This is a genomic window from Nitrobacter hamburgensis X14, from assembly GCF_000013885.1.
In the GTDB taxonomy this organism is placed as follows: Bacteria; Pseudomonadota; Alphaproteobacteria; order Rhizobiales; family Xanthobacteraceae; genus Nitrobacter; species Nitrobacter hamburgensis.
The window spans coordinates 2,441,157-2,455,357 of the sequence record NC_007964.1 but is presented as its reverse complement, the minus strand read 5'-3'; the positions used below and the strand labels follow the sequence as shown (position 1 = coordinate 2,455,357).

The window sequence follows — 14,201 nt, the reverse complement described above, 5'->3', positions numbered from 1 at the left end:
TTTTAATGACATTTTCGCTCGGTCCACGAGCTGCATCGGCGGGCTATCGGATCGCTGCCTTCGACAGCATAGGCTCGACCAATGCCGAAGCGCTGATGCGGGCGCGGGCGGGCGAAACTGGCCCGATCTGGTTGGCGACGACGGAGCAGACCGCGGGACGGGGTCGCCGGCAGCGGGCCTGGGTCAGCCCACGGGGCAATCTGGCGAGCAGTATTCTCGAGGTCATCGATACGTCGCCTGCCGTAGCGGCGACCCTGAGCTTCGCGGCGGGGCTGGCGCTCGAAGCCGCGCTGCAAACGGTCAGCCTTGAGGCGCGAATGAGATCTCCTGGTTCGGAGAACGCGACATTTCATTTGAAGTGGCCGAACGATGTGCTGGCAGGCGGTAAGAAACTCGCGGGAATCCTGCTGGAGGCCGAAACCGTCGCACATGACCGTCTGGCCGTTGTCGTCGGCATCGGCACCAATGTCGTCGCTGCGCCCGAGGGAATACCGTACCCGGCGGTCTCGCTGCGGGACCTCGGCATTGACATCGGCGCCGCGGATTTGTTTCGCGCGCTGACCGAGGCCTGGGTGGAGTTTCGTCAAATCTGGGACGGAGGTCGTGGTTTCGGCGACATCAGGCGTCTGTGGCTCGATCGGGCGGCCGGGGTCGGCCAGGCCGTCTCGGTTCGGTCCGGCGCGTCCACGATATCCGGCCTGTTCGATACCATCGACGAGGACGGCTGTTTGATCGTTGCGACCTCCGACGGCAAGCGGATGGCTGTCTCCGCCGGTGATGTGTATTTCGGCGCGGCAGCATCGATCGGAGCAACATGATAGCGCGGCCCGATGAACTGATGTTCGCTCCGCTCGGGGGTGTGGGTGAGATCGGCATGAACCTGTCGATCTACGGGCTCGGCAACCGCCATCAGCGAAGCTGGCTGGCGGTCGATCTCGGTGTGTCCTTCGGCGACGAGGAACATTTGCCGGGCATCGATCTCATCATGCCGGACGTCCGGTTTCTCGAAAAGGAACGGAAGAACCTGGTCGGTCTCGTGCTGACCCACGCCCATGAGGATCACTTCGGCGCGATTATCGAGTTATGGCCGCGCCTGAAATGCCCGATCTACGCCACCAAATTCAGCGCCGCATTGTTCGAGGCCAAATGCGCGGCGGAACGCAATCCGCCGGACATCCCGGTGACCGTGGTGCCCTCGGGTGACCGCATCGATCTCGGTCCTTTTGGTGTCGAATTTGTTCCGGTGGCGCATTCGATTCCGGAATCCCATGCGCTGGCGATTCATACGGCGGCGGGAATCGTTGTGCATACCGGCGACTGGAAGATCGATCCGACCCCCATCGTCGGGCCGCCGACCGACGAGCGGCGATTGCGCGAACTTGGCGACGAGGGCGTGCTGGCGTTGATCGGCGATTCCACCAATGCGGTGCGAGACGGGCGCTCGCCGTCCGAAACCGAAGTTGCCAAAACCATTGCGGAATTGGTGAAGGCAGCCAGGGGCCGGGTCGCGGTGACGACGTTCGCTTCCAATGTCGGGCGGCTGCGCGCGGTGGCCGATGCCGCGCGCGCGGCGGGACGCGAGGTCGTGGTCGTCGGCCGCGCCATGGAGCGCGTGGTGCAAGTCGCGCGCGAGACCGGACATCTGGACGGGATGCAGGAATTGCGCAGCGCCGACGTGTATGGCCATCTTCCGTCGGACAAGGTGTTGGCGCTGTGCACGGGCAGCCAGGGCGAGCCGCGGGCGGCGCTCGCGCGTATCGCCAAGGATGATCATCCGCAAGTCACGCTGAACCGTGGCGATACCGTGATCTTTTCCTCACGCACCATTCCCGGCAACGAGAGAGCTGTCGGCGCGATCATCAATGGTCTGGTGACCCAGGGCATCAAGGTCATTACCGATCGCACCGAACTGGTTCACGTGTCCGGCCATCCGCGCCGCGACGAACTGCGGGACATGATCGCGTGGGTTCGCCCGCAGTTGCTGATCCCGGTGCACGGCGAGGCGTTGCATCTCTCCGAACATGCGCAGTTGGCGCGCGCCGCGGGCGTGCCGAAAGTCCTGATTTGCAAAAACGGCGATCTGGTCCGGCTTGGGCCCGGAGACCCTGGCATCATCGATGAATTGCCGTCGGGACGGCTTTACAAGGATGGCGCCATTCTCGAGGATTCAAAGTCGCGCGCGGTTGTCGAGCGGCGGCGCATGGCATTTGCCGGCTGCGTGTTCGTGGCGATCGCCGTCACGGAGAAGGGTGAACTGGCTGATGATCCCGAGATTGATCTCGTCGGTATACCGGAGAAGAATACGGTCGGCGAGGTGATCGACGACATTGTTTTCGATACGATTGTCTCGACGGTGAAGGCGTTGCCGCGAACACGGCGGCGCGATCCGGATGCGATGGCCGAGTCATTGCGCCGCGCCGTGCGGGCAGTGGTTGCGGAAGAGTGGGGCAAGAAGCCGCTCTGCTACGTTCACGTTCTGTTGATCTAGTAGAGTGGGTTTGACACGCCTCTTGACGGCGAACGCCGGACATGAACGTGAATGTTAATCCCGCCTGAGCAGTGCGGCGAGTTGAAATCGAACCATTGAGCATTGCAGGATATATGCTGGGTCGGCTCAATCATGTGGCTATCGCCGTCAGGGATGCCGAAAAGGCGGCGAAGATCTACGGCGCCGCCTTCGGCGCGGATATTTCCGCCGCGGTGCCGCTGCCGGAGCATGGGGTGATCACCGTGTTTGCGGCGCTGCCGAACACCAAGATCGAATTCATCCAGCCGCTCGGCGAGGCCTCTCCAATTGCGAAGTTTATCGAGCGTAACGCTGATGGCGGTATTCATCATATCTGCTATGAGGTGCCTGACATTGTCGCCACTCGTGATATCCTGATAGCGGAAGGCGCTCGCGTTCTCGGCGATGGCGAGCCGAAGATTGGTGCGCACGGCAAGCCGGTGCTTTTCTTCCATCCGAAAGACTTTTCCGGCGCGCTTGTCGAAATCGAGCAATCCTGATGGTTAATGCAATCTCCTCCGGTTTTGCCATCTACTTCGTCGTATGGTGGATAACGCTGTTCGTGATGCTGCCGTTCGGCGTGCGGAGCCAGCATGAAGACGGCGAGCACGTTCCGGGCACCGATCCCGGAGCTCCGGTGATGCCGTTGATGCGCCGCAAACTGATCGGGACCACGATTGTTTCAATGATAATCTATGGTATCGCGGCGTGGGCGTATTATGCAGGTTTGCTCAATGTCGTGCGACTGTCGCGGTTGATGGGCTTTTCGGGTTAGCTCGTCCGATCTGGCTCCAGGGAGAAGGGGCGGTCCAATAGCACATCGTGCCGGGACATCGCCGCAGCCCACTCACAGAATGAGGTCGGCCGGGCCGCTGTCCCTCCGACCGATCGGAGCGGATCACCCGCACTGATCCTGAAAAAAGCTCTTAAAAAAATAAAGAGCAGGACCAAAGCCCCACTCTCAAAATTGTATCGACCCTTTATCCCCGAAAGTGGAGTTATCGTTGCTTGACGGGGCGGCGCTGTTGAACACGCCAAGGTTCCTCCCGAGACTTGGACCACCAGACTGATAGCATTCAGGCAGCCTGGGGCTCAAGCGTAGCCGACCTTTTCACACCTGTCACCGTTCTCGACAACGAAGTTTCGGGATTCCGGATGTCCAGAGGCAAATATCCCGTGCCATTTTGGACAACCGCGGTTGCTGAAGCGGTCTTTGGAGACGCGCCGAGGTGTTGCGTGTTCGGCCGCTCCTCGAGCGTCCCGTCGGCGCAAGCTGGCCGGGAATCCCGGCTCGACACTCGACTCCGGCCATGGTAGCTCTCGGCGCGAAAGGCTGGGGAATCATGCGACGGCGGCTGGGAAGACTTCTTCCAATCGTCATGCTTGCGATGCTGGTACAGATATTCGCACCGATCGCTGCTTGCCAAGCATTCAGCAACGCTACAGCAGATCCGCTGGCGGGCTCTATTTGTTCGCACGCAATCGATGCGAACGTTTCGCAAGATGGTCAGACAGACCCGCAGCAGCAGGCGTCCGGCGCCTGCTGTACGTTGTGCTGTGTCGGCCATGCCGCGACCCCGACCGCTGACCCGCAAGCCTCCGTCGTCAAGGTTGAGCGTGACGCCGGCGCGGTCGTCTGGCGCGACCTGAACTTCATGCTGCCGCCATCCGCGGTCGGCTCCCACGCGCAGGCGCGCGGCCCTCCCGGTATTTCCTGATTTCAGTAAATTTTGAACGATTGCTGTGATGACGTTGCAGTGATCTGGTCTGCTCGAACGCTCCGGCGATTGTCCGGTATCAGGAATATATCATGTTCAACCACCTCGCCCCCGGCGGAGGTAGCGCGCTTTGGGGCGTGCTCGCGACAACAGTGGCGATCCTATTGCCTTCTTCGGCTTTCGCGCAGTCGAGTTCCGGAACCACGCTGCCGACGGTGACCGTAACGGCGCCGAAATCCAGCAAACCTCAACCGAAGCGTGCGACGCGCAACGCGGCCCGGTCGAATCAGGCTCCGCGCCATGCGCGGGTACCGTCGCAGGCCGCTGTCGCTGTTCCGGCGGCCGTCCCGGGATCGTTGACTGTCGCGACCGCACAGCAGGCGCTGCGGGAGATCCAGCAGACGCCCGGCGGCGTCGCGCTGGTGACGGCCGACGCCTACAGGAATTCGACGGTCTCCAGCACCATCAAGGATATACTCGATTACGTGCCGGGCGTGTTCGCCCAGCCGAAATGGGGCGACGACACCCGGCTGTCGATCCGCGGTTCGAGCCTGTCGCGCAACTTCCATTTGCGCGGTGTGCAGCTCTATATGGACGGAATCCCGATCAACACCGCCGACGGTTACGGTGATTTTCAGGAAATCGACCCGACCGCCTACAAGTACGTCGAGGTCTTCAAGGGCGGCAACGCGCTGCGCTTCGGCGCCAATTCGCTCGGCGGCGCCATCAATTTCGTGACGCCGTCCGGCCGCGATCCGTTCGTCAATGGCGTCAGCGTCGATGCCGGCGCATTCGGCTTTCGGCGGTTGCAAGCCAATACCGGCGGCAGCAACGGCCCGTGGGATGGTTTCGTCACCGCATCGACGCAGAGCAGCGACGGGTTTCGCGATCACAGCTACGGCCACTCGACCCGCGTCAGCGGCAATGTCGGGTATCAGTTCTCGCCGGATTTCGAGACGCGGTTTTATCTCAACGCCAATGATGTGCGGCAACGCATTCCCGGCACCGTCAGCAAGGATTCAGCGCTGACGTCGCCTCAGACCGCCGCCGCCGGCAATATCGCACTCGACCAGCAGCGCAATATCGACACCGTGCGGATCGGCAACAAGACCACGATGCGGTTCGACAATACGACGGTGGAGTTCGGCGCGTTCGGGGTCGATCGGCATCTGATGCACCCGATCTTCCAATGGCTCGATTATCGCTATCAGGACTATGGCGGGTTCGCGCGGGTTACCGACGATCGTGTGATCGGCGGTTTTCGTAACCGGCTGGTGGCGGGCGTCAACCTGCTCAATGGCCGGATCGACAATCAACAATTCGAGAATCTCGCCGGCCAGAAAGGCGCGCTGAAGTCGTCGTCGATCGACAGCTCGAGGAACACATCGGTCTATGTCGAGGATTCGTTCTATTTCCTGCCGAATGTGGCGGCTGTCGCCGGCACGCAGTTTCTCTACGCGACGCGCAACAGGCAGGACCGCTTTCTGAGCGACGGCGATCAATCGGGCCGAACGGAGTTCAACCTGTGGAGCCCGAAGGGCGGGCTGTTGTGGCAGATCGATCCGACCTGGCAGGCCTACGCCAACGTCTCTCGCAGCGCCGAGGTGCCGAGCTTCGGCGAGAGTGCGATGGGCGTCGGGATTCCGACGATTCCGTTCACCAGCATTCGTCCTCAAACCGCGACCACCTATGAGATCGGCACGCGCGGCAAACGTCCGGATTTCACCTGGGAACTGACGGCGTATCGCGCCCAGATCAGGAATGAGTTGCTCTGTTTCTATAGTGTGTTCGGCAACTGCAACGTCACCAACGCCGACCGCACCATGCATCAAGGCATCGAAGCCGGAGCAGGCGCTGCGATCGTTCGCAACCTGTTCGTGCGCGGCGATCGACCGGACCGGCTCTGGCTGAACGTCGCCTATACGTTCAACGATTTCCGCTTCGACAACGATTCCGTGTTCGGCAACAACCTGCTGCCCGGCGCGCCACGGCACTTCGTCCGCGCCGAACTGCTCTACAAGCATCCGAACGGGTTCTACATCGGCCCGAATCTCGAATGGGTGCCGCAGGGTTATTATGCCGACAGCGCCAACACGCTGAGCACCGATGCTTACGCCATTTATGGACTGAAGGCGGGGTTTGACGATGGCGGCAGGTATTCCGGCTATATCGAGGCCCGCAACATCGGCAACAAGGCCTATATCGCCTCCAGTTCGATCATCGATCGCGCCAATGCCGCTTCACCATTGTTTGAACCCGGAACCGGACGTGCGGTCTATGCTGGATTCAAAGTCCGATGGTGAGCACGTCTGGCACTGCGCGCGCTCACTGTAATGACCTCCGCGCTTACGGGTCGAACCTCCTCCGTGACAGAACCAAAAGGAGAATGTCATGAATTTGTCGTTGACGCTTCGCAGCATGATCGGCGCGGTCGCGATCGCCGCGCTTGCCGTGGGTACTTCCGCCAACGCCGAGTCCGTCAAGGCCGGCGATCTGGTCATCTCGCAGGCATGGACCCGTGCCACGCCCGGCGGCGCCAAGGTCGGTGGCGGGTACCTCACCATCGAGAACAAGGGCGCGACTGCCGATAAACTGGTCGGCGGCTCCACCGATGCGGCCGGCAAGCTCGAAGTTCATCAGATGAGCATGAACAACGGCGTGATGACAATGCATCCAGTCGAGGGTGGCCTCACGATCGAGCCGGGCAAGACCGTCAAGCTGGCGCCGGGCGGCTATCACCTGATGTTGGTCGATCTCAAGCGTCCGTTCAAACAGGGCGAGATGGTGCCGGTGACGCTCGAATTCGAAAAGGCGGGCAAGGTCGCGGTCTCGCTCGATGTGCAAGGCATCGGCGCGCGCGCACCGAGCGCGCCGGCGGGCGGAGCGATGACGGATCATCAGCATGACGGAAACAAGAAGTGACGCGCGACTCGCGATTGTGGATCGGCACGGTCATCGCGGCAGTTGCCGCGGTGGCCTCGTGTAACGCTGCGCGGGCGCATGTCACGGTCCAGCCGGCGGATGCGCCCGCGAACAGTTATGCGCATCTCGTCTTCACCGCGCCGCACGGCTGCAACGGCAGTGCGACGACGGCGCTGCGGATCAAGTTGCCGGAAGGAATTCTGTCGGCGAAACCGCAGATGAAGCCGGGCTGGAACGTCGAAATCAAGAGCAGAAAGCTCGAAGCTCCGGTACAAGGGCCACACGGCAAATCCATCACGGATGTCGTCGATGAGGTGGCCTGGCGCGGCGGCCCGTTGCCGGACAACCTCTATGACACTTTCGGTCTGATCGTGCGGCTGCCGGACAAGCCGGGACAGAGCCTCTATTTTCCCGTTGTGCAGGAGTGCGAACAGGGTGTCGAGCGCTGGATCGAAATCCCGTCCGCAGGGCAGGGCTCCGACAACCTGCGCGCTCCGGCGCCGGCGGTTCACCTGAAAGCCAAGCACTGAGAATCGTTCATCCGTGAGACGTCCGGCGCAGGCGATGTGGTGGTGGTTGCTGGTGACGGCGCTACTGCCTTCGGCGGCCTGGGCTCACGCCAGTCTGATTGCCAGCGATCCCGCGAACGGCGTTCTATTGGCGCACGCGCCTGCGACGCTGACGCTGACCTTCAACGAGCCGGTCGAACCGCTGACGATCCGGATCGTCGACCGGAGCGGGGCGGGCGAGAGCGTCACCCGGATCCGTCGCGACGGCGCACAGCTCATCCTCACGCCGCCGGCGATATTGGGCGATGGCGCGCACGTCATTAGCTGGCGGGTGGTTTCGGCGGATGGTCATCCGGTGGGCGGCTCCACGACGTTCTGGGTTGGCCGACGCGACGGCGATGCGCCGCAGGTGGTGCGCTCGGACGACATGCTGCTTCGCGGCGCGATCTGGCTGTCGCGGCTCGCCATCTATCTCGGTTTGTTTGTCGGTGCCGGCGGCGCGTTCTTCGTCGCGTGGATGCGGGCGCCGTTTGCTCCGGCGATGCGAGTCATCGGCAGCAGCGTCGAACTGGTCGCGTTAGCTGCGCTGGCGCTCTCGGTCGGGTTGCAAGGGCTCGATGCTCTGGCGTTGCCACCGTCGTCGTTACCGGACCCGGACGTATGGGCCGTCGGTGCTCGCGGCTCGTTTGGGTTGTCGGTTGCGATCGCGGCCGCGGCTTTGCTGCTTGCTCTGCTGTCGCATCGGGCCGGCGCGACACGCGCCAGGGTGATGTCGCTCAGTGCCCTGATCGGCGTTGGACTGGCGCTGGCGGCAACCGGTCATGCCGCCACTGCCTCGCCGCGATGGCTGACCGCGCCCGCCGTGTTCGTGCATGGCACTGCTCTGGCCTTCTGGGTCGGGTCGCTGGTTCCGCTCGCGCTGGCGATGCGCGGGCCTCGCCAGACTGTTATCGACGTTCTGACGCGGTTTTCGCGTGTCATCCCGTTCGCGGTCGCCGCGCTGCTGGCGAGCGGATTGCTGCTCGCTATCGTACAACTCGAACGGCTGGATGAGCTGTGGACCACAAGCTATGGCCGCGTCCTTGCGATCAAGCTCGTGCTGGTGGCGTTGCTGCTGGCGATCGCGCTCTGGAATCGGCTGTATCTTAGCCCGCGGATCGGGAAGGGCCGCGTCAAGTCTCGCCGTCACATGCGACGAACGATCATCGCCGAATTGGTTCTGGTGGCCGGCATCCTCGGCATCGTCGGGCTTTGGCGCTTCACTCCGCCGCCTCGCGCGCTGATAGTCGCAACCGAGCCGTTCTTCACGCACCTTCATACCGGACAGATGATGGCGGACATTACGGTGTCGCCGGGCCGGGCGGGGCCGATCAGTATTGAAATCCAGTTGCGGACGCCGGACGAGGAGGTGCTGGCCGCCAAGGGCGTTTCCGTCACACTGTCCAGCCCGGACAACGGCATCGAGCCTTCGACCGCCGAAGCGCAGTCGCTCGGCGAGGGACAGTGGCGGGTGTCGATGGCCGCCCCGGTGGCCGGACGATGGACCCTCGCGCTCGATATCCTGATCTCGGACTTCGCTCAGCTTCATGGCGAGGCACCGATCCTGATCAATTGAGAGAGCGTTTCCGGCAGCCCCAGGAGCGGCCGCGATCCAGGCGCGTAAAATGTCGCAAGTGGACGGAATTCCGCCGCTGTCGCGCGGCTTGTCATCGTACAAACCCTTGTGTTTTGCCGGCCGATCCGGTTTCACTCGAACGTCCCGTGTCCCGAAACGATTCCCAGGCCTGTCCATGCGATTGTCGCGGTTCTTTTTGCCGATTCTGAAGGAGACCCCGAAGGAAGCCGAGATCGTCTCGCACCGGCTCATGTTGCGGGCGGGCATGATGCGGCAGGAGGCGGCCGGCATCTATGCCTGGCTGCCGCTCGGCCTTCGCGTGCTCAAGAAGATCGAGGCGATCGTGCGCGAGGAACAGAACCGCGCCGGCGCCATCGAATTGTTGATGCCGACCTTGCAACTCGCAGACCTCTGGCGCGAGAGCGGCCGCTACGACGCCTATGGTCCGGAAATGCTGCGGATTCAGGACCGTCATAAGCGCGAGTTGTTGTATGGGCCGACCAACGAGGAGATGATCACCGAGATATTTCGGAGCTACGTGCGCTCCTACAAGAGCCTGCCGCTCAACCTCTATCATATCCAGTGGAAGTTCCGCGACGAGCAGCGTCCCCGTTTCGGCGTCATGCGTGGCCGCGAATTCCTCATGAAGGATGCCTATTCGTTCGATATCGATGAAGTCGGCGCGCGGCTTTCCTACAACAGGATGTTCGTCGCTTACTTGCGCACATTCGCGCGCATGGGTTTGAAGGCGATCCCGATGCGGGCGGAAACCGGTCCGATCGGGGGCGATCTCAGCCATGAATTCATCGTGCTCGCCGAAACGGGAGAGTCCGGCGTCTATATCGACAAGGACGTTCTTGATCTTCCCGTGCCGGGCACGGACGTGGATTACGACGGCGATCTGACGCCGATCGTCAAGCAATGGACCACGGCCTATGCCGCGACCGAGGACGTTCACGACGGCGCGCGCTACGAGCGCGAGGTTCCGGAGGAGAGGCGCGTTCACACCCGCGGCATCGAAGTCGGCCAGATTTTCTATTTCGGCACCAAGTATTCCGAATCGATGAAGGCGCTGGTGGCCGGCCCCGATGGGGTCGAGCAGCCGATCCACGGCGGCTCCTACGGGGTGGGGGTCTCCCGTCTCGTCGGGGCGATCATCGAGGCTTGCCACGATGACGCGGGCATCAAGTGGCCGGAAGCCGTCGCTCCGTTCACGGTTGCGATCCTGAACCTGAAACAGGGCGCCGGCGATACTGATGCCGCATGTGAACGACTCTATCGCGAGCTCTCCGCCAAGGGAGTTGACGTGCTTTATGACGATACAGATCAGCGCGCAGGTGCGAAGTTCGCAACCGCCGACCTTATCGGCATTCCCTGGCAGGTCATGGTGGGTCCCAAGGGACTCGCCGAAGGCAAGGTCGAGATCAAGCGGCGCGGGGACGGGACGCGGGAGAATGTCGCGCTGGAAGATGCGGTTGAGCGGTTGATGGCGTAGCGATTATCCACCGCGCGCGGCATTCAATGCCATTCCGGCCACAATTGGCCGCGAATCATGGGATTATCGAACGATGGATGAGACCATGAACGAGCCGCTCCGGACCAAGCCCTTTGCCGCCTTCGAATGGATGCTGTCGGGGCGCTATTTGCGGGCGCGGCGCAAGGAAGGTTTCATCTCGGTCATTGCCGGCTTTTCGTTCCTGGGCATCATGCTCGGCGTCGCCACGTTGATCATCGTGATGGCCGTCATGAACGGATTTCGCACGGAGCTGCTCAGCAAGATCCTTGGCCTGAACGGGCATCTGCTGGTTCAGCCGCTGGAATCGCCTCTCACCGACTGGAAGGATGTTGCCGACCGAATCAGTCAGGTGCCGGGGATACGGCTCGCAGCGCCTGTCGTCGACGGTCAGGCGCTGGCGTCTTCGCCGTATAATGCCGCCGGCGTTTTCGTCCGGGGTATCAGGGCCGCTGACCTCAACAATCTCACCTCCATCGCCAAGAACATCAAACAGGGTACGCTCGACGGGTTTGACGACGGGCAGGGCGTGGCCATCGGCCGGCGGCTTGCCGATCAGCTCTCGCTGCACGCAGGCGACAGCATCACGCTGGTCGCGCCGCGCGGGGCCGTGACCCCCATGGGCACGACTCCGCGCATCAAGCCGTACAAGGTCGCGGCGGTGTTCGAGATCGGGATGTCCGAATACGATTCGACCTTCGTGTTCATGCCGCTGGCCGAGGCGCAGGCCTATTTCAATCGCGCTAACGATGTCACCGCGATCGAGATCTATACCGACAATCCGGACAAGATCGACGAATTCCGCAAGTCGGTGACGGAAGCCGCGGGCCGGCCGGTGTTTCTGGTCGACTGGCGGCAGCGGAATTCGACGTTTTTCAATGCGCTCCAGGTCGAGCGCAATGTGATGTTTCTGATCCTGACGCTGATTGTCCTCGTCGCGGCGCTGAATATCGTTTCGGGACTGATCATGCTGGTCAAGGACAAGGGCAGCGATATCGCCATCCTGCGCACCATGGGCGCGTCGCAGGGATCGATCATGCGTATCTTCCTGATTACCGGCGCGGCGATCGGTGTCGTCGGCACGCTCACCGGCTTTGTCGTGGGGCTGGTGATCTGTCTCAACATCGAGTCGATCCGGGAGTTCCTGTCGTGGCTCACCAGCACCGAACTGTTCTCGCCGGAGCTTTACTTCCTGTCCAAACTGCCGGCTGAGATCGATGTTCGGGAGACCGGCGCCGTTGTGATCATGGCGCTGACGCTGTCGTTTCTCGCGACTCTTTATCCATCGTGGCGTGCCGCGCGCCTCGATCCCGTCGACGCCCTGCGGTACGAGTGAGCGACAGATATGGAGCAGGGGGCAAAGGAGATACCGGTTGTCTATCTTCACGACATCAGGCGTCAATATACGCAGGGCGAAACAAAACTGACCATTCTGGACGGCACGAAGCTTGCGTTGTGGGCGGGCCAGTCCGTCGCGCTGGTGGCCCCCTCGGGATCGGGCAAGTCGACCTTGCTGCATATTGCCGGGCTGCTCGAGAGTCCGGATGCCGGGGAGGTGTATATCGGGGGAACCGCGACGTCAGGTCTCTCGGACGTGGAGCGCACCAGGATTCGGCGCACCGATATCGGGTTCGTCTATCAATCTCACCGTCTTCTTCCGGAATTCACCGCGCTCGAAAACGTCATGCTGCCGCAGATGATCCGCGGCCTCAGACGCTCGGAGACGGTCAAGCGCGCGCGCGAAATTCTCTCCTATCTTGGCCTCGAGGATCGCGTCACCCATCGTCCGGCTGAATTGTCAGGCGGCGAGCAGCAGCGGGTCGCGATCGCGCGGGCCGTCGCCAATGCGCCGCGTGTGCTGTTGGCCGATGAACCGACCGGCAACCTGGACCCCAACACCGCGGATCACGTGTTCAATGCCCTGATGCAGCTTGTGAAAGCGACTCGGGTGGCAATGCTGATCGCGACCCACAACATGGAGCTCGCGGATCGGATGGACCGGCGGGTGTCGCTGGAAAACGGTCACGTTGTCGAGCTGGACTGAAGCGTTTTCGAGCGAAGTGGATACCGGTTCGCGTCAAGAAAACGCGTCAAATCAAAATCATAGAGCCATTCCGCTTTTGATTCCATCAGAAGAGGAATGGCTCTGAAGCGGGCACCATTAGCGAAGCCGGGCTTCAGCGTTTTCCAGATCAATGGTGGTGCCGTCGGCGCAGCCGTCGAGTCGGGCCGTCCTGCGGGTCGCCGAAAAACGGATTCTCCAAGCATTGAGCGGAACGTCCCGACGCCAGCGGCCTGCATTGCTGGAGGGTCATATATCGGCAGTCGTTGTACGCGATCGGCCCGTAAATCACCATGCAGATCGGATAACGACTGTCCCAGGCCTGGGCGTGAGCGGTCGCACACGAGCAGATGATGGCCGAAGCGATCAAGAGTGCTGCACGCATCAATAAGAATCCTCGGAATGGACGGCTGCCACGAGCGCCCCTGACGGGCGTTTGAGGCAACATATCGGATTTTTGAAAAAACCGCGCTGGTGGTCCGGTTTTATAGCGTGTTCGAGCGAAGCATGTCCTCGGGCCCGGCCCGAGGATGGATACCGGTTCGCGGGAAGAAAACGCGTCAAAACAAAATCATAGAGCCCCGCTTCTAATTCTATCAGAAGCGGGGCCCTATGATGATCTTACGCGCGGTCGGCGATGATCTTGAGCGCGTCTGTGCCGGGAACCGGCTGGTCAAGCGGCAGCGCCGCGAAATCGGCACGGCCTTCCAGCGCAGCGTCCAGCAGCGCCCGGTAACGCCTGCGCGGGATTTCGATCGCGCCGAACCCGCGCAGGTGATCGGTCACGAATTGCGTATCGAGCAGCACGAAACCGCCCGCGATCAATCGGGCGACCAGATGCACCAGCGCGACCTTCGACGCGTCCCGCGCGATGTGAAACATGCTCTCGCCAAAAAAAGCACGGCCGAGCCTGACGCCATAAAGGCCGCCCACGAGCTCGTCTCCCTGCCAGACCTCGACGCTGTGACAGTGGCCGAGTTCGTGTAGGGCGATGTAGAGTTCGCGGATGCGGCGGTTGATCCAGGTGTTGTCACGGCCAGGCTGCGGTGCGGCGCAGCCGTCGATCACCGCGTTGAAGGCGGTATCAACGGTCACGGCGAAACTGTCCGATCGCACCGTGCGCGCGAGCCGCGACGAGATCCGGAAACTCTCGAGCGGTATCACACCGCGCAGCTTCGGTTCGACCCAGAACAGCGTCGGGTCGTCGACGCTTTCCGCCATCGGAAAAATGCCGCAAGCATAGGCGCGCAGTAGCAGCTCGGGCGTGATCTCGGAGGAGGCGGTCTCGCGGGACATCATGCGCCTTATAGAGCATTTTCCGGCTAAGTGGAAATCCGGTTCACGTCAAGAAAATGC

General features: G+C 62.1%; 14 protein-coding genes. 12 read left to right on the top strand and 2 right to left on the bottom strand.

All coding sequences use genetic code 11. The features are described 5' to 3' along the window. The first annotated feature begins 5 nt into the window (after positions 1-5). The 12 genes from NHAM_RS11225 to NHAM_RS11170 all read left to right on the top strand — a co-directional run bounded on the left by NHAM_RS11225 (position 6) and on the right by NHAM_RS11170 (position 12,827). Entirely contained in the window at positions 6-818 is an 813-nt protein-coding gene (locus tag NHAM_RS11225) for a biotin--[acetyl-CoA-carboxylase] ligase (protein WP_011510675.1), read from the top strand. After that, the gene (locus NHAM_RS11220; RefSeq protein WP_041358945.1) at positions 818-2,488 is read left to right on the top strand and encodes a ribonuclease J; all 1,671 of its coding nucleotides are present in this window, start codon (positions 818-820) and stop codon (positions 2,486-2,488) included. Before NHAM_RS11225 ends, NHAM_RS11220 begins: the two co-directional genes overlap by 1 nt. Positions 2,489-2,601: 113 nt before the next feature. Next, positions 2,602-3,006 (top strand): methylmalonyl-CoA epimerase, encoded by a 405-nt coding sequence (gene mce / locus NHAM_RS11215; RefSeq protein ID WP_011510673.1) that lies wholly within the window; start codon positions 2,602-2,604, stop codon positions 3,004-3,006. Beyond that, positions 3,006-3,281: a DUF1467 family protein gene (locus tag NHAM_RS11210; protein ID WP_011510672.1), complete on the top strand. Its 276-nt coding sequence runs from the start codon at positions 3,006-3,008 to the stop codon at positions 3,279-3,281. Before mce ends, NHAM_RS11210 begins: the two co-directional genes overlap by 1 nt. Before the next feature lie 568 nt (positions 3,282-3,849). Then, complete coding sequence (locus NHAM_RS11205; protein WP_011510671.1) at positions 3,850-4,224, top strand: DUF2946 domain-containing protein; 375 nt, start codon at positions 3,850-3,852, stop codon at positions 4,222-4,224. Between the two features lie 92 nt (positions 4,225-4,316). Then, entirely contained in the window at positions 4,317-6,527 is a 2,211-nt protein-coding gene (locus NHAM_RS11200) for a TonB-dependent receptor family protein (protein ID WP_011510670.1), read from the top strand. An 88-nt stretch (positions 6,528-6,615) separates the two neighbouring features. Beyond that, the gene (locus tag NHAM_RS11195) at positions 6,616-7,146 is read left to right on the top strand and encodes a copper chaperone PCu(A)C (protein ID WP_011510669.1); all 531 of its coding nucleotides are present in this window, start codon (positions 6,616-6,618) and stop codon (positions 7,144-7,146) included. After that, positions 7,143-7,676 carry a YcnI family copper-binding membrane protein gene (locus tag NHAM_RS11190; RefSeq protein ID WP_011510668.1) on the top strand — a complete coding sequence of 178 codons (534 nt, stop codon included), beginning with the start codon at positions 7,143-7,145 and terminating at the stop codon, positions 7,674-7,676. Before NHAM_RS11195 ends, NHAM_RS11190 begins: the two co-directional genes overlap by 4 nt. Positions 7,677-7,689: 13 nt before the next feature. Next, complete coding sequence (locus NHAM_RS11185) at positions 7,690-9,270, top strand: copper resistance CopC/CopD family protein (protein ID WP_245269871.1); 1,581 nt, start codon at positions 7,690-7,692, stop codon at positions 9,268-9,270. A 175-nt stretch (positions 9,271-9,445) separates the two neighbouring features. Further along, a complete protein-coding gene (proS, locus tag NHAM_RS11180) occupies positions 9,446-10,765 on the top strand; it encodes a proline--tRNA ligase (protein ID WP_011510666.1) in 1,320 nt (439 codons plus the stop codon). Positions 10,766-10,838: 73 nt separating this feature from the next. Then, positions 10,839-12,119: a lipoprotein-releasing ABC transporter permease subunit gene (locus tag NHAM_RS11175; protein WP_011510665.1), complete on the top strand. Its 1,281-nt coding sequence runs from the start codon at positions 10,839-10,841 to the stop codon at positions 12,117-12,119. A 9-nt stretch (positions 12,120-12,128) separates the two neighbouring features. Further along, positions 12,129-12,827 (top strand): ABC transporter ATP-binding protein, encoded by a 699-nt coding sequence (locus tag NHAM_RS11170; protein WP_011510664.1) that lies wholly within the window; start codon positions 12,129-12,131, stop codon positions 12,825-12,827. 148 nt (positions 12,828-12,975) lie between these two features. Here the strand turns inward: NHAM_RS11170 and NHAM_RS24890 are convergent, their stop codons facing one another. Further along, positions 12,976-13,230, bottom strand: coding sequence for a DUF3551 domain-containing protein (locus NHAM_RS24890; RefSeq protein WP_011510663.1), 255 nt, complete (start codon positions 13,228-13,230; stop codon positions 12,976-12,978). A gap of 236 nt (positions 13,231-13,466) precedes the next feature. Beyond that, on the bottom strand, positions 13,467-14,144 hold the full coding sequence (aat, locus tag NHAM_RS11165) for a leucyl/phenylalanyl-tRNA--protein transferase (protein WP_011510662.1): 678 nt from the start codon (positions 14,142-14,144) through the stop codon (positions 13,467-13,469). Positions 14,145-14,201 lie beyond the last annotated feature (57 nt).